Source organism: Deinococcus sp. Leaf326 (assembly GCF_001424185.1).
Classification (GTDB): domain Bacteria; phylum Deinococcota; class Deinococci; order Deinococcales; family Deinococcaceae; genus Deinococcus.
Genome location: NZ_LMOM01000001.1, coordinates 279,003 through 296,988, shown reverse-complemented (window position 1 = coordinate 296,988; position 17,986 = coordinate 279,003). Strand labels below are relative to the sequence as shown.

The 17,986-nt window shown below is 69.8% G+C and carries 19 protein-coding genes; 10 read left to right on the top strand and 9 right to left on the bottom strand.

The window, feature by feature from the left end; translation table 11 throughout:
* Window positions 1–452 precede the first annotated feature (452 nt).
* Both ASF71_RS01540 and ASF71_RS01535 read left to right on the top strand, forming a co-directional pair.
* Window positions 453–1,697 (top strand): MFS transporter, encoded by a 1,245-nt coding sequence (locus ASF71_RS01540; RefSeq protein WP_235514076.1) that lies wholly within the window; start codon window positions 453–455, stop codon window positions 1,695–1,697.
* A gap of 83 nt (window positions 1,698–1,780) precedes the next feature.
* Window positions 1,781–3,046, top strand: coding sequence for a transcription antitermination factor NusB (locus ASF71_RS01535; RefSeq protein ID WP_082505303.1), 1,266 nt, complete (start codon window positions 1,781–1,783; stop codon window positions 3,044–3,046).
* A 51-nt stretch (window positions 3,047–3,097) separates the two neighbouring features.
* Here the strand turns inward: ASF71_RS01535 and deoD are convergent, their stop codons facing one another.
* On the bottom strand, window positions 3,098–3,814 hold the full coding sequence (gene deoD, locus ASF71_RS01530; protein ID WP_056295044.1) for a purine-nucleoside phosphorylase: 717 nt from the start codon (window positions 3,812–3,814) through the stop codon (window positions 3,098–3,100).
* 38 nt (window positions 3,815–3,852) lie between these two features.
* The gene (locus ASF71_RS01525; RefSeq protein WP_056293805.1) at window positions 3,853–4,578 is read right to left on the bottom strand and encodes a metallophosphoesterase; all 726 of its coding nucleotides are present in this window, start codon (window positions 4,576–4,578) and stop codon (window positions 3,853–3,855) included.
* An 82-nt stretch (window positions 4,579–4,660) separates the two neighbouring features.
* On the opposite strand from ASF71_RS01525, the gene ASF71_RS01520 reads away from it, so the two are divergent.
* Both ASF71_RS01520 and ASF71_RS01515 read left to right on the top strand, forming a co-directional pair.
* On the top strand, window positions 4,661–5,527 hold the full coding sequence (locus ASF71_RS01520) for a CoA ester lyase (RefSeq protein WP_056293801.1): 867 nt from the start codon (window positions 4,661–4,663) through the stop codon (window positions 5,525–5,527).
* Window positions 5,524–6,000, top strand: coding sequence for a MaoC family dehydratase (locus ASF71_RS01515; protein ID WP_056293798.1), 477 nt, complete (start codon window positions 5,524–5,526; stop codon window positions 5,998–6,000). The genes ASF71_RS01520 and ASF71_RS01515 overlap by 4 nt, the downstream gene beginning before the upstream one ends.
* 258 nt (window positions 6,001–6,258) lie before the next feature.
* Here the strand turns inward: ASF71_RS01515 and asnS are convergent, their stop codons facing one another.
* The 5 genes from asnS to ASF71_RS01490 all read right to left on the bottom strand — a co-directional run bounded on the left by asnS (window position 6,259) and on the right by ASF71_RS01490 (window position 11,999).
* Window positions 6,259–7,605: an asparagine--tRNA ligase gene (gene asnS, locus ASF71_RS01510; protein ID WP_056293795.1), complete on the bottom strand. Its 1,347-nt coding sequence runs from the start codon at window positions 7,603–7,605 to the stop codon at window positions 6,259–6,261.
* A 52-nt stretch (window positions 7,606–7,657) separates the two neighbouring features.
* Window positions 7,658–8,143 carry a cupin domain-containing protein gene (locus tag ASF71_RS01505; protein WP_156372548.1) on the bottom strand — a complete coding sequence of 162 codons (486 nt, stop codon included), beginning with the start codon at window positions 8,141–8,143 and terminating at the stop codon, window positions 7,658–7,660.
* Between the two features lie 263 nt (window positions 8,144–8,406).
* Window positions 8,407–10,152 carry a long-chain fatty acid--CoA ligase gene (locus ASF71_RS01500; protein ID WP_056293792.1) on the bottom strand — a complete coding sequence of 582 codons (1,746 nt, stop codon included), beginning with the start codon at window positions 10,150–10,152 and terminating at the stop codon, window positions 8,407–8,409.
* 155 nt (window positions 10,153–10,307) lie between these two features.
* Complete coding sequence (locus ASF71_RS01495) at window positions 10,308–11,222, bottom strand: cation diffusion facilitator family transporter (protein WP_056293789.1); 915 nt, start codon at window positions 11,220–11,222, stop codon at window positions 10,308–10,310.
* 81 nt (window positions 11,223–11,303) lie between these two features.
* A complete protein-coding gene (locus ASF71_RS01490; protein ID WP_056293786.1) occupies window positions 11,304–11,999 on the bottom strand; it encodes an ABC transporter ATP-binding protein in 696 nt (231 codons plus the stop codon).
* 93 nt (window positions 12,000–12,092) lie between these two features.
* On the opposite strand from ASF71_RS01490, the gene ASF71_RS01485 reads away from it, so the two are divergent.
* The 5 genes from ASF71_RS01485 to ASF71_RS01465 all read left to right on the top strand — a co-directional run bounded on the left by ASF71_RS01485 (window position 12,093) and on the right by ASF71_RS01465 (window position 15,196).
* The gene (locus ASF71_RS01485; protein WP_056293784.1) at window positions 12,093–12,785 is read left to right on the top strand and encodes a Crp/Fnr family transcriptional regulator; all 693 of its coding nucleotides are present in this window, start codon (window positions 12,093–12,095) and stop codon (window positions 12,783–12,785) included.
* 46 nt (window positions 12,786–12,831) lie between these two features.
* Window positions 12,832–13,188 (top strand): hypothetical protein, encoded by a 357-nt coding sequence (locus ASF71_RS01480; RefSeq protein WP_056293781.1) that lies wholly within the window; start codon window positions 12,832–12,834, stop codon window positions 13,186–13,188.
* 67 nt (window positions 13,189–13,255) lie between these two features.
* The gene (gene lysW, locus ASF71_RS01475; RefSeq protein ID WP_056293778.1) at window positions 13,256–13,429 is read left to right on the top strand and encodes a lysine biosynthesis protein LysW; all 174 of its coding nucleotides are present in this window, start codon (window positions 13,256–13,258) and stop codon (window positions 13,427–13,429) included.
* A gap of 76 nt (window positions 13,430–13,505) precedes the next feature.
* Entirely contained in the window at window positions 13,506–14,357 is an 852-nt protein-coding gene (gene lysX, locus ASF71_RS01470) for a lysine biosynthesis protein LysX (protein ID WP_056293775.1), read from the top strand.
* Window positions 14,358–14,428: 71 nt separating this feature from the next.
* A complete protein-coding gene (locus ASF71_RS01465) occupies window positions 14,429–15,196 on the top strand; it encodes a serine/threonine-protein kinase (RefSeq protein ID WP_056293774.1) in 768 nt (255 codons plus the stop codon).
* Window positions 15,197–15,315: 119 nt separating this feature from the next.
* Here the strand turns inward: ASF71_RS01465 and msrA are convergent, their stop codons facing one another.
* Window positions 15,316–15,879: a peptide-methionine (S)-S-oxide reductase MsrA gene (gene msrA, locus ASF71_RS01460; protein ID WP_056293771.1), complete on the bottom strand. Its 564-nt coding sequence runs from the start codon at window positions 15,877–15,879 to the stop codon at window positions 15,316–15,318.
* Between the two features lie 96 nt (window positions 15,880–15,975).
* A complete protein-coding gene (locus tag ASF71_RS01455) occupies window positions 15,976–16,728 on the bottom strand; it encodes a TSUP family transporter (RefSeq protein WP_056293768.1) in 753 nt (250 codons plus the stop codon).
* Window positions 16,729–16,838: 110 nt separating this feature from the next.
* Here ASF71_RS01455 and ASF71_RS01450 point away from each other — a divergent pair, with 110 nt between their 5' ends.
* Window positions 16,839–17,948 carry a prephenate dehydrogenase gene (locus tag ASF71_RS01450; protein WP_056293766.1) on the top strand — a complete coding sequence of 370 codons (1,110 nt, stop codon included), beginning with the start codon at window positions 16,839–16,841 and terminating at the stop codon, window positions 17,946–17,948.
* The last annotated feature ends 38 nt before the right edge of the window (window positions 17,949–17,986 follow it).

Here is a 17,986-nt window from a genome sequence, read left to right as displayed (position 1 = left end):
GCACTCCTGGGAAAAAAGTTCATCCGGAGACGAACCGGGGAAAGTGGGAATCCGGGATAAGGACGGCCGAGTAGAAACTGAACACCTGCTGTTCCGGAGAGACGCGGCGGCCGGCCTGCCGCCGGGCGAGCCCGAAAAGGAACCGCTTCCAGACAAGAGAGGGTTTCGCGTATGGGCGTCACAGCAGACACCCAGGCGCCGACTGTACAAATGCACCGGCAGTCAAGGTGGGGCCAACAGAAGAATGGTCGAGAGTGATCATACCGTGTCCGGTGGGCAGCAGACAAGAGATCCGCGAAAGTCGGTGCAATCGTTTTCTCACCGATGAATCAGACTTTTCTGCTTTTTATGGACTGAGTTCAATCAGGGCCGGCCGTGTGAACGGTCACGCCCAGATCTCTGGTGACCTCCCGTCCTGACCGAGCGGTCAGGGGACGTGTATACTCGCCGGCATGACGGATTCTCCACAAAAGAGGACCATGGGCCGCACCAAGGTCATCCTCTTCTTCACCATTTTCACGGCCATGCTGGGGTTGAGCGTCCTGTTTCCGATCATCGCGCCCCTCGCGCGGCAACTGGGCCTGAGCGAGACGCAGGCCGCCTGGTTCTCGACCGCCTACAGCTTGATGCAGTTCGTCTTCGCGCCGCTGTGGGGAGCCCGCAGCGAGCGTGTGGGCCGCCGGCCGGTGCTGCTGCTGGGCCTGGTGGGGTTCTCGGTCAGCTTCGGGCTGTTCGGGCTGCTGGCCTACCTCGGGACGCAGGGCGTCCTGGCGGGCGGCGCGCTGTTCGGGCTGCTGGTGCTGTCGCGGGTGGTCGGCGGCGTGCTGTCGAGCGCCACGCTGCCCACTGCCCAGGCCATGATGGCCGACCTGAGCGACAAGGAAAACCGCGCCGCCAGCCTGGGTCTCATCGGGGCGGCATTCGGTCTGGGAGTGGTGTTCGGTCCCGGGATCGGCGCGCTCCTGAGCACGCTGGGGCTCACGGCGCCCATCTTCTTCAGCGCGGGGTTGGGGCTGCTGACGGCCCTGGTCGCGTGGCGCACCCTCCCCGAGACCCGTCGTCCGGGTGCGGCCAGTGCGGCTCCGGCGAACCGGCGGCAGCTGCTGGGGCGTGGGCCGATTTTGCTGTTCCTGGCGATCAGTGCGCTCTCCACTCTGGCCAGTGTGGGCATGGAGCAGACCATCGGCTTTTACGTGCAGGACACCTTGAATCTCACCCCCGCCGAGACGGCCCGCACGGTCGGCGGGATGCTCGCAGTGTTCGGGGTGGTGGCGGCGCTCGTGCAGGGCGGAGCCATCCGCCCCCTCAGCAAGCGGCTGCCTCCCGCCCCCCTGATCGCCGTGGGGCTGAGCGTCATGGCGGCCGGAATGCTGCTGCTGCCGCACATGACGGCCTACTGGCCCATCACGCTGGCCCTGGCGGTGATCGGGGTGGGCAGCGCGGTCCTGAGCCCCAGCCTGAGCGCCGCCCTGAGCCTGAGCGCGAACGACGACCAGCAGGGCGCGGTCGCGGGCCTGAACAGCAGCGCCCTGGCCCTGGGCCGCATGACCGGGCCGCTGCTGGGCACCGGGCTGTACGGCTCGGTCGGGCACGGCGCGCCGTACCTGCTCAGCGGCAGCGTGCTGCTCGGGCTCCTGGTCTGGACCCTGGTCGCCCGCCCGCAGGTGCGGCCCGTGGCCCCGGCGCCGCACGCCTAGGCGGGGCCTGACTGCGCCGCTCCCTCCTCCGGACTGAGGGTGGGGGCGGTTTCCCTGGGTGCCGGACCCCGTATGCTGCGCCGGTGAGTCAAGCCGCTTTCCGTCCTCCTGGTCCGTTCAATCCTGCCCGCGAAGTGGCGGTGAGGGTGCTGCTGCGCGTGCTGGCCGGTGAGACCTTCGCGGCCCCGGCCCTGGACGCCGCCCTGAAGTCGGCCCGCCTGCCGGGGCGCGACTCGGGTCTGGCGACCCATATCGTGTACGGCACGCTGCGCCGCGTGCTCAGCCTGGACGCCGCCCTGACGCCCATGCTGCGCGGCGACACCCATCCCAAGGCGCGGGCCCTGCTGCTGGCCGGCGCGTTCGAGAAGCTATACCTGGGCACCCCGGCCCACGCGGTGGTCAGCGAGTACGTGAACCTCGCGCGCGGCGCGCGTCTGGCACCCCCCGGTCTCGTGAACGCCGTGCTGCGCCGCGTCGAGCGGCCAGACGGGGCAGTGGACGGAGGAACCGCCGAGCTGCCCGCGTGGCTGGCCGACGTGTACGCCGGAGCCTATGGTGCCCAGGCGGAGGCGGTGGCCGCGAGCCTGCTGGAGCCGCAGCCCCTGTGGCTCAGCCTCTCGGACGAGGGGGTGCGCTCGCTGGAGGAGGAAGGCAGCCTCGTGCTGCCGGGTGTGCAGGGCGTGGAACGCGTCGAGCTCGACCGCCCGCTGCGCGAGACGGCCGCCTTCGCGCAGGGTCAGGCCCAGCCCATCAACCCGGCCAGCCTCGCGTGCGTGCACGCACTGGGCGACGTGGCGGGCGAGCGGGTACTCGACCTCGCCGGCGGCGCGGGCGTGAAGGCCGCCATGCTCGCCACACGCGGCGCGGCTGTGACGAGCGTGGACCTGCTGGCACGCAAGCACGACGCGGCCCGCGCCAACCTGGGACGCCTGCACCTCCGGGCCGATTTCCGGTCCCACGACCTCACCACCCCGCTGGACGCCCCGCCCGCCGCCTTCGTGCTGCTCGACGCGCCCTGTACGGGCAGCGGCACCCTCCGTGCCCACCCCGAGATCAAGCTGCGCCTGACCCCCGAGGCCGTGACCGAGATGGCCGAGTTGCAAGCCCGGATGCTGCCCAACGCCGCCGCCCTCGTCGCGCCGGGCGGCGTGCTGGTCTACTCGGTGTGTTCGGTGACGCCGCAGGAGGGCCCGGAGGTCGTGGCCGGATTCCTGGCGAGCCACCCCGACTTTTCCGCCGAGGCCGTGCCCGGCATCGAGGTGCCGCACGTCCCGGCGGGCGATGGCCTGCTGACCGTACCGCTGGACGGAGTGGACGGCTTTTTCATCGCCCGGTTGCGCCGAAAATAAAATTAAAGGAGGGGCGGGCAGCGGTTATCTGCCCGCTACCACTTACTGTGCTCAGCTCTTGTCCAGCCCCAGCGCGGCGTCGAGAGCAACCTCGATCATGCCGTTGAAGGTGAGTTGACGTTCCTCGGCCGTCGTGACCTCGTGTGTGACGAGGTGGTCGCTGATGGTCAGGATGGTCAGGGCGCGCACCCCGAACTTGGCGGCCAGGGTGTAGAGGCCCGCCGCTTCCATCTCGACCGCCAGCACGCCGTAGTCGGCCCAGCGCTTGAACTCTTCGGCGTCGTCGGTGTAGAAGGTGTCGCTGCTCATGATGTTGCCGACATGCGACGTGAAGCCGCGCTCCTTGGCGATCTGGTAGGCGCGCAGCAGCAGCTCGAAGTCGGCGATGGGCGCAAAGGTGCGCTCGCCGAACCGGATGCGGTTGATATTGCTGTCGGTGCAGGCCGCCTGCGCCAGCACGAGGTCGCGGACGTGCACGCCTTCCTGGTAGCTGCCGGCGGTGCCCACGCGGATCAGGTTCTTGCAGCCGTAGTCCTTGATGAGTTCGTGGACGTAGATCATCGAGCTGGCGATACCCATGCCGGTGCCCTGCACGCTCACGCGCTGGCCCTTGTAGGTGCCGGTGAACCCCAGCATGCCGCGCACCGAGTTGTGCTGCACGGGGTTCTCGAAGAAGGTCTCGGCGATGTGCTGGGCGCGCAGCGGGTCGCCAGGCAGCAGGACGGTTTCGGCGATCTCGCCGGGTTTGGCGTTCAGGTGGACACTCACGCGCAGAAGTTTAGAGCATCCTTCCTGAAAGGATCGGTTCAGCCCGGCACCCAGCCCGCCGCCGCCCACTCTGCGTGCGGTATTCCCGAGGAGAGGAAGCCCTGGCGGATGTCCTCCACCGCGTCGGGAACGCGGCGGAAGGTCGCCTGCCACCCGCCGGGCACGCGGTCGAGCAGCAGGGACTCGGCGCGGGCCGGGTTCACGTAGACCCCGCCGCGCTTCTCGAAGGGCAGGCCCACGCTGCCGGGGTTCAGCAGGGTCCAGCCATCCAGCGTGCGCAACAGCGGCCGGTGCGTGTGCCCTCCGACCCAGAGGGGAGCCGTTCCGAAGGCCGCGCGGAGTTCAGTCAGTCTCCCCTCGGGCGTCTGCGCGTCCAGCACCTCGTCGTCGCGCTCGGGACTGCCGTGAAAGGCCAGGAGGCCGGGAAAGGTGGTAGTAGCCAGAAAGCCCGCCACGGCCGCGCGCCCGGCGGCCGTGACCTGCGTGGCCGACCACTGTTCCTGGTCGTACAGTTCGCGCTCGTCGGGAAAGCCCCGGTCGCGGAACGGTACGGGCGGCCCCAGCAGTTCGCGGTCGGCGTTGCCGCAGATGACCGGGCACCCCAGCGCCGCGACCTTGCGCAGGCATTCGCCGGGCCAGGGGCCGCCCGTCGCCACATCGCCCAGACACAGGCGCTCGTCGGCGCTCTGGATCTGCATGTCGTCCAGCACGCCCCGCAGAGCAGGTAGGTTGCCGTGAATGTCCCCGAAGACGGCGAGTCGCATGGCCCCAGCTTAGGGCGTCCCCAGTGTCCCCCCGTTATCCTGGGGCCGTGCCAACAACCGTTCGTTCGTACCGGGGGAGAGGATGACCCCGGCAGCCCAGTCCCCCGCGCGCCCCCGGAGCGTGCTGTTCGCGCCGGGCAACCGCGCCGACCTGATCGCCAAGCTGCCGCGCTCCGCGCCTGACGCAGTGGTCATCGACCTCGAAGACGCCGTACCCGCCACACCTGAGGCCAAGGCCGCAGGCCGCCCGGTGGCCCGCGACGCCGCGCGCGACCTTGTGGCCGCCGCGCCGCACCTCGCGGTGTTCGTGCGCGTCAACGCGGTCGCCTCGCCCTATTTCGAGGACGACCTCGCGGTTCTGACCCCGGAGCTTGCTGGCGTGGTTGTGCCCAAGCTGGAATCGGCCGGCGACGTGACGCGGGTGATGACGGCGCTCGCCTCGCGCGGCCTGACCCTGCCGATCATGGCGGGTCTGGAGACGGCGGCCGGCGTCTGGAACGCCCGTGAGGTCATGGTGCCACCGGTCGCCTGGGTGTACTTCGGTGCCGAGGACTACGTGACCGACCTGGGCGGCGTGCGGACCCCCGGCAACGCTGAGGTGCTGTACGCCCGCTCGCAGGTGGCGCTCGCCGCGCGACTCGCGGGCGTGCCGGCGCTGGACATCGTGGTCACGCGCCTGAACGACGAGGCGGCCTTCCGGGAGGACGCCCGGCAGGGCCGCGCCCTGGGTTACGCGGGCAAGCTGTGCATCCACCCGGCACAGGTCGCGCTGGCGCACAGAGAATTCGGCGCGACCCTGGCCGAGCGCGAGCGCGCCCACGCCTTGCTGGCCGCCGCCGCCGAAGCTGCGGCGCAGGGGCGCGGCACCTTCGCCTACGCGGGCCAGATGGTGGACGAACCGATGCTCGCGGCGGCGCGGGCGCTGCTGGCACAGGGGGAGGGCGCGTGAACGAGGACCTCGACCGCCCCCAGGGCCGTTACTTCGAAGAACTGCCGGTCGGTACGGTCATCCGCCACCGGCTGCGGCGCACCGTCACCGAGTCGGACAACATCCTGTTCACTACCCTGACCATGAACCCCCAGCCGCTGCACCTCGACTTCGAGGCCGCCGCCGCGAGTGAGTTCGGCCGCCCGCTGTTCAACTCGATGATGACCCTGAGCCTGCTCGTCGGCCTGAGTGTCCACGAGCTCTCGCTCGGCACGCTGGTCGCCAACCTGGGGCTGACGGACGTGGTGTTTCCGAAGCCCGTGTTTCACGGCGATACGCTGCGGGCGGAGTCGGAGGTCGTGGAGGCGCGGGAGAGCCGGTCGCGGCCGGGGCAGGGGGTGGTGACGGTCGAGCACCGAGGGTTCAACCAGCACGGCGACCTCGTGGCGCGGTGCAAGAGGACGATGCTGCTGCGTAAGCGGGGGGAAGGTTAGAGCCGGTTCTGGAAGGCGTTCGGGGTCTATTTGCCCTCCCTCCCATCTTCCCCCCGACAGGAATGTCTTCGCTGCGCAGGCCGCCCTGTTGTACGGCGGGACGGCTCAGGTCGGGGTCAGCTGTGAGCCCGTTGGAATGGCCTGCGCGCTTCGTGCACGAGGGTCTTCGGGGGACGCTACCAAACACTGACCTGTAGAACAGAGGACGGCCCCCTCGACTTCTGGGAGGGGGCCGACAGCTCATCTACGCGCTTTCGCTTACGGCTTCATCCGCGTCAGCATGCGCGGGAAGGGAATCGCCTCGCGGATGTGGTCGATGCCCGTGATCCAAGCGACGAAGCGCTCCAGGCCCATGCCGAAGCCGGCGTGGGGCACGCTGCCCACGCGGCGTAGGTCGAGGTACCAGTCGAAGGCTTCCAGGGGCAGGCCCTCGTGTTCGAGGCGCGACTTCAGCAGCTCATAGTCGTGGATACGCTCCGAGCCGCCGATGATCTCGCCGTACCCTTCGGGCGCGATCATATCGTCGCACAGGGCTACGCGGGCGTCTTCCGGGTCGGGCTGCATGTAGAACGCCTTGATGGCCGCCGGGTACTTCTCGATGATCACGGGGCGGTCGAAGTGGTGGCCCAGGATCGTCTCGTGCGGCGCGCCGAGGTCGTCACCCCACTCGACCGGCTGCACGTCGGCCTGCACGTTGTCGGGCAGGTCGCCCTCCTCGATGTGCCGGCGCACGATGTCCAGCGCCTCGGTGTAGCTCACGCGCGGGTAGTTGCCCTCGGCGGCGCCTGCCAGCCTTCTCACGTCGCGGCCCAGCACCTCCAGCTCGGTCGCGCATTCTGCCAGCACGCGGCGCACCAGGAAGCTCACGAAGCGCTCCTGCAGGGCCATGTTCTCGGTGTGGCTGCTCGGGGCCACCTCCGGCTCGATCATCCAGAATTCGAGGAGGTGGCGCCGCGTCTTGGACTTCTCGGCACGGAAGGTCGGCCCGAAGGTGTAGACCTTGCCGAAGGCCAGCGCGCCCGCCTCGGCGTGCAGCTGCCCAGTCTGCGACAGGTACGCCTTGTCCTCGCCGAACAGGTCGATCTCGAAGAGTTCGGTCGTATCCTCGGCGGCGTTCGGCGTGAAAAACGGGCTGTCGAAGCGCACGAAGCCCTCGCCGTGGAAGAACTCGGCCACCGAGCGCTGGATGCAGTCACGCACCCGCAGGATCGCCCAGGGGCGGCGGTGGCGCAGCCACAGGTGGCGGTGGTCCATCAGGAACTCGATGCCGTGCTCCTTGGGCGTGATGGGGTACTCCGCGTGGTTTTCGCCCACCGGCATGAGCCCGCGCACGCTGAGTTCCACGCCGCCGGGGGCGCGCTCGTCGGCGCGGACCTCGCCGGTGACCATTACGGCCTGCTCCTGCGTCAGGCGTTTGGCGGCCTCGAAGACCTCCTCGTTCACGTCGCCCTTGAACACGGTCGCCTGCACGAAGCCGCTGCCGTCGCGCAGTTTTAGGAACTGAATCTTGCCCTTGCCGCTCTTGTCGGTCAGCCACGCGCTCAGAGTCACGCTCTGGCCCACATGCGCCGCGAGATCACGAATGGTGGTGTGCTGTGAAGTCATCCCTGGCAGTATAGACGTGCTGCGCGCTGAAAAAGAGCGGGAAGCGGGCGGCTCAGAACGGCTCGGGCGTCGCCGCTCCGGGCGAGACCCTGAACTGCACGATCAGTTGCACGCAGGGTTCGTCGCCGATCTGCCCGGAGCGGTGGCCCTTCTCCCCGTTCGTCTCCTGGTCCTGCCCGAAGTGGAGGTCGCCGGGGCCCATCTCGGCGCGCACGCCGTCCATCGTCTCCAGAAACCAGCGGCCCGACAGCGGCACGACCCACTGCGGTTTCGGGCTTTCGTGCCACTCGCCCACCCAGCCGACCGGCAGCACGGCGAAGGACACCGCCTCGACCTCGCCGGGAAAGGGGCGCAGCCACTGCGGGGCCGCGCCGCCGCCCACGCTTTTCTGCCCGAATCCCGTCATCGCGGCCGGGTTCAGTCGGCTGACGCCTCCGGGACCGGTCCACATGTGGTAGTAGGGCACCGAAGGCGAGGCCTGATCGTCGGTGGTCTGGTCGGCACGCAGGCGGGCGAGGTCTGGCAGAAGGTCGGGCATAGGGTCACGCTAGAGACCTCGCCCGCCGCGGGCATGAATGCTCCCTAGATCAACGCTTGTGCGTCGGCGGGGCGGGCCTCCTGGCCGGAACCCCTCACCGGCCCCATCCGCGGCTGCGACGACCATATAGCTAGCAGGACGGGACCGTACAGACGCGAGCCAGAAGGCCAGACGAGACGGTGCGGTCCGGAGGCAGCGCGCAGCCTGGGCCCACAGAAAAGGCCTGCCAGACACTGTCCTGGCAGGCCCGCCCGGTCTGGGCCTCAGCCGGCCGCGTTGCCGAGCCGCTCGCGGGCGTCTTTCGCCAGTTCGCGGCGCAGGATCTTCATGGCCGCGCTCTTGGGCAGCTCGTCCCGGAATTCCACGCTGCGCGGCGCCTTGTAGCTGCTCAGGGTGCGGCGGCAGTGCGCGATGATCTCGGCTTCGGTCGCCTGCGCGCCGGGCTTGAGGGCCACGACCGCGTGGACCGTCTCGCCCCGGTAGGCGTCGGGTAGGCCCACGGCGGCGGCTTCCAGCACGGCCGGGTGCGACATCAGCGCCTCTTCGACCTCGCGCGGGTAGATGTTGTGGCCGCCCGCGATGATCAGGTCCTTCTTGCGGTCCACGATCCGGAAGAACCCGCGCTCGTCGACCGTCGCCATGTCGCCGGTCAGCAGCCAGATGCGCCCGAAGGCTTCCTTGAGGGTGGTGGCCGTCTCGTCGGGCTTCTGCCAGTAGCCCTGCATGACCATCGGGCCGGCGACCCACAGCTCGCCCACCTCGCCCGTGTTCACCGGCTGGCCGTCCTCGCCGACCACCAGCGCGTCCACGCCCGGCAGCGGCAGGCCGATGCTGCCGTCCTCCTGCCCGCCCTGTACCGGGTTGACGTGAGTGACGGGGCTGGCCTCGGTCAGGCCGTAGCCCTCGACCAGATTGGCTCCGTTCGTGATCTCGCGGAACCGGCGGGCCGTCTCGTGCAGCAGGGGCGCGCTGCCGCTGATGCACGCGCGCACGCTGCTCAGGTCGTACTTCGGGGTGTCGGGGTGGTTGTTGATGGCGTTGTACAGCGTGGGCACGCCCGGAAACAGCGTCGCCCTGCTCGCCTGAATCTGGCCCAGCACCATGCGGATATCACGGGCGTTGGGGACGAGCACCATCGTCGCGCCGGTCAGGACGCTCAGGTTCATGCCGACCGTCATGCCGTACACGTGGAAGAACGGAATGGCCGCCAGCGTGATCTCCCCGTCGGGGCGCAGGTCGCTCATCCACGCGCGCGACTGCTTGCAGTTGGCGATGAGGTTGCCGTGCGTCAGGACCGCGCCCTTGGGCACCCCGGTCGTGCCGCCGGTGTACTGGAGCAGCGCCGGCTCCTCGCTCGACAGCTTGACCGGGCGCGGCTCGGGCGGCTGCGAGGCCACGGCGGCCGCGAAGGGCAGCACCGCCGCGTCGCCGTAGTCCACCTCGGTCCAGCTGCCGTCCTTACGGGCCTTGAGGGGATACAGCAGGTTCTTGGGAAACGGCAGCGCCTCCTGAATCCCGGCCACGAGCACCCGTTTGACCGGCACGCGCTCCCGGATCTCCTCGTAGCGCGGATAGAAGGTGTCGAGCACGATCAGCGTTTCGCTGCCGCTGTCCACGAGCTGCTGTTCGAGTTCGTGCGCCACGTACAGCGGGCTGGTATTCACGGCCACCGCGCCCGCGATCAAGGTGCCGTAGAAGGCGGTTACGAACTGCGGGCAGTTGGGCAGCATGATCGCCACGCGGTCGCCCTTCTTGACGCCCATCTTCTGCAGGGCCAGCGCGAGGCGCCGGGCGTCCTGCCACAGCGCCGCGTAGCTCGTCTGTGCGCCCAGAAAGGTCATCGCGGCCCGGCCGGGAACGCGGGCGGCCGTGCGCTCCAGCAGTTCCGGCAGGGTCAGGTCGCTGGCGCGGAAGTCACGCGGCACACCCGGCTCGTAGTGATCCAGCCACGGGCGCGGCAGTTCGGGCAGGGGGGTCGGGGTGGCGCTGGCAGGGGAGGAAAAGGTCATTGGCGGGGTCCTCGTCGTGGATCGGGCACCCGGGCGGGTCGGGCGGCCCACAGGGCGGCCACATCTGCATGTGGGCCGCGCGCTCAGGTTGATGTTGGACCCAGTATAAACATAGTCCCGGTTCAAACCAACCCTCGCTCCGGCGCCCCGGCGGCCTACAGCACGAGGACGCCGTGGTGCTTGGCCTTGTCCTGCGGCTCGACGTGAATGGTGACCTGCACGTCCTCCAGCTCGGCGCGCAGGGCGTCTTCGAGCCGGTCGCAGATGGCGTGGGCCTCCCGCACCGACATCTCGCCCGGCACCACGAGGTGAAAGTCGATGAAGGTCACGGCGCCCGAGGTCCGGGTGCGCAGGTCGTGCATCTCCAGGGCGCCCTCGGCGTGCTCGCGCATGGCGTGCCGGATGCGCTTCTCGGTGGGGCTGTCCACGCCCGCGTCCATCAGGCCGCCCACGCTGCGGCTCAGCAGGCCCCAGCCACTCCAGAGGATGTTCAGCGCAACCAGGATCGCCAGCAGGGGGTCGAGCACCGCCCAGCCGGTCAGCACCGCGAGCACCACCCCGACCACCACGCCCACGCTGGTGATCACGTCGGTCAGGATGTGCTGCCCGTCGGCCAGCAGGGCAGGACTGCGGGTGCGCCGGCCCGCGCGCAGCAGCACGCTCGCCCAAACCCCGTTGATGACGCTCGCCAGTACGTTGATGCCCAGTCCCAGCCACGCCGCCTCGACCGGGCGCGGCGCGAACAGGTCCGGCACGGCGAGGCGCAGGATGCCCACCGCCGCTAGCACGATCAGCACACCCTCGGCCACCGCGCTCAGGTACTCGGCCTTGGTGTGACCGTAGGGATGGTTCGCGTCGGCCGGGCGCGCCGCGACCCACAGGGCCAGCAGCGCCGCGCCCGAGGCCACCACGTTGATGATGCTCTCCAGCGCGTCCGAGAGCAGGGCCACGCTGCCGGTCAGGCGGTAGGCCACGAATTTCAGGGCCAGCACCCCCAGCGCGACCACGACCCCCAGGGCGGCGAGCCGGATGGGGGAGACGGCGGAGGAGGGGGGAGCAGACGCGGCCATCCGGCGAGCGTAGCAGGGTTAGGTCAGGCGAAAACGGGGTTAGGCGCGGCGAAACCCGCTACCTGCGCGGGAACAGCCCCCTCAGTCCTCGGCGCCGCCCTGAAGTTGGCCGTCGAGCAGGTGCAGGGTGCGGTCGGCGCGCGCGGCGAGGCGGTCGTCGTGGGTGACGAGCAGCACGCCTGCGCCCTGCTCGCGGGCCAGAGACACGAGTAGACCGGCCACCGTCTCGGCCCCGGCGCGGTCGAGGCTGCCGGTCGGTTCGTCGGCCAGCACGGCGGCGGGCTGCGCGGCCAGGGCGCGGGCCACCGCCACGCGCTGGCGCTCGCCGCCGCTGAGAACCCCCGGCAGCGCGCCGGCGCGGTCGAGCAGGCCTACCCTCGAGAGCAGCTCGCGCGCCCGCTCTGGACCGCCCCGCCCGCTAAGCTGCGTCGGGATGAGGAGGTTTTGCAGCACCGTCAGGTCTTCGAGGAGGTAGTGGTGCTGAAACACCAGTCCGATGCGGCCGGCCCGCCGTGAGGCCCGCTCCTGCACACCGAGCTGGTCGCAGCGCTCGCCCGCCCAGTACACCTCGCCGCTCTGCGGGGTATCGAGGCCGCCAAGCAGGTGCAGCAGGGTGCTCTTGCCACTGCCCGACGGCCCCGTGACCGCCACGACCTCGCCGGGCCGCACCTCCAGCGTCACGCCGCTCAGGACCTCGCGTTCCCCGAAAGCGTGGCGCAGCTCGACGCCCCGCAGGGCGGGGATTCCGGAAGACGCGGGGAGGCTCACGCGCGGCATGTTACCCGCCGCGCGCCCCGGCCGCCTCCGGGAACGGGCCGGCCCGAACGAATCCGGCGCGTGGGACGCGTTTTTGCGCTACACTGCGCCCCGATGTCCCGACTGGACGACCTTCGTCAATCCCTCCTTTTCCAAGACGCCCTTCCCGAGGCGGTGCAGGACGCGGCCAGCGCCGTCGTCGAACGCCAGTTCCGCAGCGGCGAACTCCTGCTGCAACAGGACGTGCCCGGCGACGCCCTGCTGCTGCTCACGCGGGGGTCGGTGCGCGTCATCCGCATGAGCGTGTCGGGCCGCGAGCGCGTCATGGGCGACATCTACGCGCCCGGCGTGGTCGGCGAGACGGCCGTGCTGGAGGGCGGCGAGCGCAGCGCCACCGTGCGTGCCCTGGAGGACGTGACGGTCCTGATGCTGTACCGCGACCACTTCGAACAGATCCTGCGCCGGCACCCGCGCGTACTGTGGAACCTCAGCCGCCTGCTGGCCCGCCGCGTGACCCTACTCAATGACGAACTCATCGCCCTGGGCCAGAACACCGAGACTGCCCTGGCCCACGTCCTGAGCAGCCTGCACACCCAGCGGGTCGGTGCGGGCCTCGCGCAGCCGCAGATTCTGCCTCTGGGAACCCAGGACATCATGAACCGCATCAGTGCCAGCCGCGAGACGGTCGCCCGCGTCATGCGCCGCCTGGAACAGCAGGGCCTGGTGCGCACGGTCGGCGGTACCATCCACCTGCTCGACCCGCAGCGTCTGGGCCGCCTCGCCCTGGAGTCCGGCGACCTAGAGTAAGAAGGCCACTCCGCCCGGTCCTTTTGCCGCCCGGTAGAATCGGGGTATGGCAACCCTGGAAATAGACTGTCCTGTGTGCGGCGAGGTGCTGGAACTCAGCGCCGAGGACCGTGCGGAGCTGCACCCCGGCGACGTGATCGTCTGCGATTCGTGCAGCGCCGAGATGGAAGTGACCCGTAACGGCGGCGCAGAAGACTTCGAGCTGGAACTGCTGGGCATTCTCACCGAGTGCCCCAACTGCGGCGAGGAATTCGAGGTCACAGATGAGCTGCTCAGCGCCGCGCCGATGATCGAGAGTGCGGACGGCGCGGCCGTCAGCCTCGTGGCCTGTCCCCATTGCCAGGCGCGGATTGAACTGGAGTTCGAGGCGGAGGGTGGCGAGCAGAACATGTCCACGCTCTAAAGCTGCCTAGACAATATCAAACGAAAAAAGAATCTGCCTTTAACCTATCAAACGCAAGGAGATTACGATGCCTACTGTTCAATTTGAAAACCCTGAAACTGGAGCCCTCATCGAACTGACCAACCCCGAACTGGGAGAACTGGTCATTGACGAGGACACAGGCGTGGAATACGAAGTCGTCTCGGTGGACCCGCCCCGTCTGGAAGCCGCTCCGCAGGAAGCGGAGGACTGGGGCGAGTGACTCGGGGCACCGGGGGGCGGTCAGGGCGCGTGCGCCGTTGACCGCCCCCCGGCCCTGAGCCTTCCCCGGAGACGCCATGGCCGATCTCGCTGTCCTGTACGACCGCATCCGTCCCGACGAGAAGATGCTCTTCGAGGCGCTCGACGACCTCTGCGTGCCCTACGACAAGGTGTACACGCCCCAGCTCAAGGTGACCTTCGACGGAACCGGGCGCGCAAACGTGCCCTGGCGCGTCGCCATCGAGCGCTGCGTGAGCCAGACGCGGGGACACGCCGTGACGCGTGCCCTCGAGGCCTTCGGCGTGCAGGTCGTCAATCCCTCGCACGTCATCGAGCTGTGCGGCGACAAGCTCGCCACCAACTCGCGTCTCGCGGCCGCCGGTCTGCCCACGCCGCGCACGGGGGTCGCCTTCGACAGCGCGGCAGCGCTGGAGCTAATCGAGGAGATGGGCTACCCGGTGGTCCTGAAGCCCACGGTCGGCAGCTGGGGCCGCATGGTGAGCAAGCTCAACGACCGCGACGCCGCCGAGGCGGTCATCGAGCACAAGGAAGTGCTGGGCGGGCCGCAGCACGGCGTGTTCTACGTGCAGGAATTGATCGACAAGCCCGAACGCGACATCCGCGCCTTCGTGATCGGCGGACGGTGCGTCGGGGCGATCTACCGGACCTCGGGGCACTGGATCACGAACACGGCGCGCGGCGGCAAGGCGAGCCGGTGCGAGGTCACGCCCGAACTGGCCGACCTTGCCCTGCGTTCGGCGGCGGCGGTGCAGGGCCAGATCGTCGCCATCGACCTCGTCGAGGACCCGCAGCGCGGCCTGCTGGTCATCGAGATCAACCACACCATGGAGTTCAAGAACAGCGTGGCGACCACCGGCGTGAACATTCCGCGCCTCATGGGCGAATACGCCCTGAGCCTCCTGAACTGAACCTCCGGGCCACCTTCCCGCGCCGCCCTCGCGGCTTCCCTGCGCCGCACATAGGCTAGATTGTGAGACGCATGGCAGTTGCCGGAAGCGTGATCGGAGACGGCGTGCGGCTCGTTCGCCTGCTCGGGCGCGGGTCGCACAGCGCCGTGTATTTCGCCGTGGACCAGGAGGGCCAGCCGCGCTCGGTCAAGGTGTTCCCGGATCACCTCGCCGAATTTGCCGAGCGCGAATACGCCCACGGTGCGGGGCTGCTCCATCCCCGCCTCGCTCCGGTGCTGGCCCGCACCACCCTGGAGGGCAGCCCGGCCCTGATCCTGACCTATGCGCGCGGGCAGACCCTGTTTCAGCGGTACGTCTCGCGTCCGGCGCTGCTGGCCGAGCGCCAGGCCTTCCTGCTCACGTTGACGCATCTGCTCGACGGCCTGGGCTACCTGCACGGACGCGGGCTGGTTCACCGCGACATCAAGCCCGACAACATCATCGTGGAGCCGGAGGGCGCCGCCAAACTGGTGGACTACGACCTCTCGGGCCGTGCCTTCGAGCCGCTGCCGCTGCCCACCCGGATCGGGACCGGCGCCTTCCTGAGCCCCGAAGCGGCGCGCGGCGAGCCGCAGGGTCCCGAGAGCGATTTGTACGGGGTGGGCGTGCTGCTGGGCTGGGGAATCCACGGTCAGCTCCTGACGCCCGGTGACGCCGCGCCCATGACCCGCGACCCGCTGACGCCGCTGTGGCGTTCGCTCACGCGCCCGGACCGCCGCGCCCGCCCCCGGGACGCCGCCGCCGTGCGGGCCGAACTGCTGGAGCTGGCGCGTAAACCCCTCCAGCCGGGCGGCCTCTGAGGCCGGGAGACGGCCGCCAGAGAACCCCCGAACGCCGCGGGACATCCTGAACAAGAACAGTGTCCTCCAGCGACTTGCTGTGGAGAACGCCGCTCGGCCGCGGGGCGCGGCCCGGAAGCTCAGACCTGGGTGTGGGCCTTGAGGCGGTCGCCGTAGGACTTGCGCAGCTTGGCGACCTTGGGGGCGATCACGGCGGTGCAGTAGGGCTGGCGGGGATTGTTGGCGTAGTAGTCCTGGTGATAGTCCTCGGCCACGTAGAACTCGGTCGCGGGCTCGATGGTGGTCACAATGGGCCGGTCGAAGACGTTCTGCTCGCCGAGTTCGGCGAAGACCTCGCGGGTCTCACGCTCCTGCTCGGCGCTGAGCGGAAACACGGCGCTGCGGTACTGCGTGCCCACGTCGGCGCCCTGGCGGTTGAGGCTGGTCGGGTCATGCGTCGCCATAAACAGGCCCAGCAGGTCCTTGTAGCTCACCTGCGCAGGGTCGAAGGTCACGCGCACCGCCTCGGCGTGGCCGGTCTCGCCGCCGCACACCGCACGGTAGGTGGGGTTGGGCACCGCGCCGCCGATGTAGCCGCTCTCGATCCTATCCACGCCCCGCACATCCTTGAGGACCGCTTCGGTGCACCAGAAGCAGCCGCCGGCGAAAATCGCCTGTTCCTTGCCTTGAAGTCCGTTCGTCATCGGGGCAGTCTCGCGCGTCCGGCCTCCGCGGAGGGAAACGCAGGGCACGGTCGGGCCGGAGCGTTAAAGCAAGGTCAAGACGCCGGGTCAGTGGCCTCAGCGCAGGAAAAAGAGGCGTGCGGCCACCAGCAAGACGATGCCGCCGTACATCCACTTGACGAACGCCGAGCCGCGCAGCATCGCCATCCGGGCGCCCAGCATGGCCCCCAGCGCGTTGGCGACGCCCATCGGCAGCCCGATCCACCACACCATCTGGCCGCTCGTGAGGAAAAACAGGAAGGCGCCCAGGTTCGTGGCGAAGTTGATGGCGCGGGCGTTGCCACTCGACCGGACCAGATTGAAGCCCGCGAGCGCGAACAGAAACATCAGGAACGTGCCGGTGCCGGGGCCGAGAAAGCCGTCGTACATGCCGATGACCAGCGCGCCCGGTAGGGTGAGGACCAGCGTGCGGGTCGTCAGGCCGGGGTAGCGGTCTTCGAGCCCGAAGCGCTTGTTGGCGAGCACCAGCACCCCTACGCCCAGAATGACCACCCCGACGAGTGTCTGGAAGGCGGCCGGTGACACGAAGTGCACGAGGTAGGCCCCCAGCGCGCTGCCCAGCAGGGCCAGCGGCACCAGGCGCAGCACCAGGGCCCGGTCGACATGGCCCTTGCGCCAGTACTGCACGGTGGCGCTGCCCGAACCGAAGATGGCCAGCAGCTTGTTGGTCGCCACGACCTGGGCGGGGTTCAGTCCCATAAGGAGCAGCGTGGGCAGCGTGATGGTGCCGCCGCCCCCCGCCACCGCGTCGATGAAGCCCGCCAGAAAGGCGAGGGGAAGACCGTAGAGCAGCACTTCGGGGCCGGGCACCAGCGGACTGTAGCAGCCGCCGCCGCGCGGGAGTTCGGCCCGGCCGGACGCCCCCGCCCGTCTGAACCGGCCACGTCCGGCCTACAAAAGCCCGTGCTAGCCTCGCCCCCATGTGCGCCGCCTCGCTGCCCGACACCGCGACCTTTCCCTTCGAGACGGCGGTGGTGGCGGGCGTGGGACTCATTGGCGGCAGCGTGGCGCTGGGGCTGCGCCAGCGGCTGCTGGCCCGCCGGGTCATCGGCTACGACGCCAACCCCGAGGTGCTGCGCGAGGCCCAGGCGCTGGGCGTGGTCGACGAGATTCGCACCAGCCCCGGCGAATGGCTGCGCACGGCCGACCTCGTGGTGCTGGCCTCGCCGATGCGGACCCTCTCGCCGCTGGCGCGCGACCTCGCGCCCTTTCTGAACCCGGCCGCCCTGGTCACCGACGTGGGCAGCGTGAAGTCGGGCATCGCCGCCGAGATGGAAGCGCTGGGCGTGCGACAGTTCGTCGCCGGGCACCCGATGGCGGGCAGCGAGCGCGGCGGGGTCACGCACGCCCGCGCCGCGCTGCTGGAAAACGCCGTGTGGGTGCTGACCCCCACGGACCACACCCCCCTGACCGCCCTGAGCCGCGCCCGTGAACTGGTCGTCGCCCTGGGAGCCGCCCCGGTGGTCATGCCGCCCGACGCGCACGACGCGCTCGTGGCGACCGTCAGTCACCTGCCGTACCTCGCCAGCCTCGCCCTGACGCACATGGTGGCCCGCGACGAGCGTCTGAGCCTGCTGGCCGCCGGAGGCTTCCGTGACCTGACCCGCGTGGCGAGCGGCGACCCGCGTATGAGCCGCGACATGGTCGTCGAGAACCGCTTGGCCCTGCGCGAGGCCCTGGGGCGTTTCCGGCGGCAGCTCGAGCGCCTGGAGGCCGATCTCGACGACCCCGAGGAACTGCTTGCCGCCGCCACCGAGGGCAAGCGCACCCGCGACAGCCTGCCGGTGGTCAAGCGCAGCCTGCTGCCCCCCAAGCACGACCTCGTGGTGGCGGTGCCCGACCGGCCCAACCAGATCGGCGCGGTGACGCAGGCGCTGGGAGCGGCGGGCGTGAACATCAAGGATATCGAGGTGCTGGCGATCCGCGAGGAGGGCGGCGCGCTGAAACTCGGCCTCGAATCGCCCGAGGAGGTCGCGCGCGCTGCCGAAATCCTGCGCGCCGAGGGCTTCGAGGTGCGCGGCCGGGGCTGAGCCATTCGGCCCAGGCAGATGCCTGGGCGAAGCCGCTA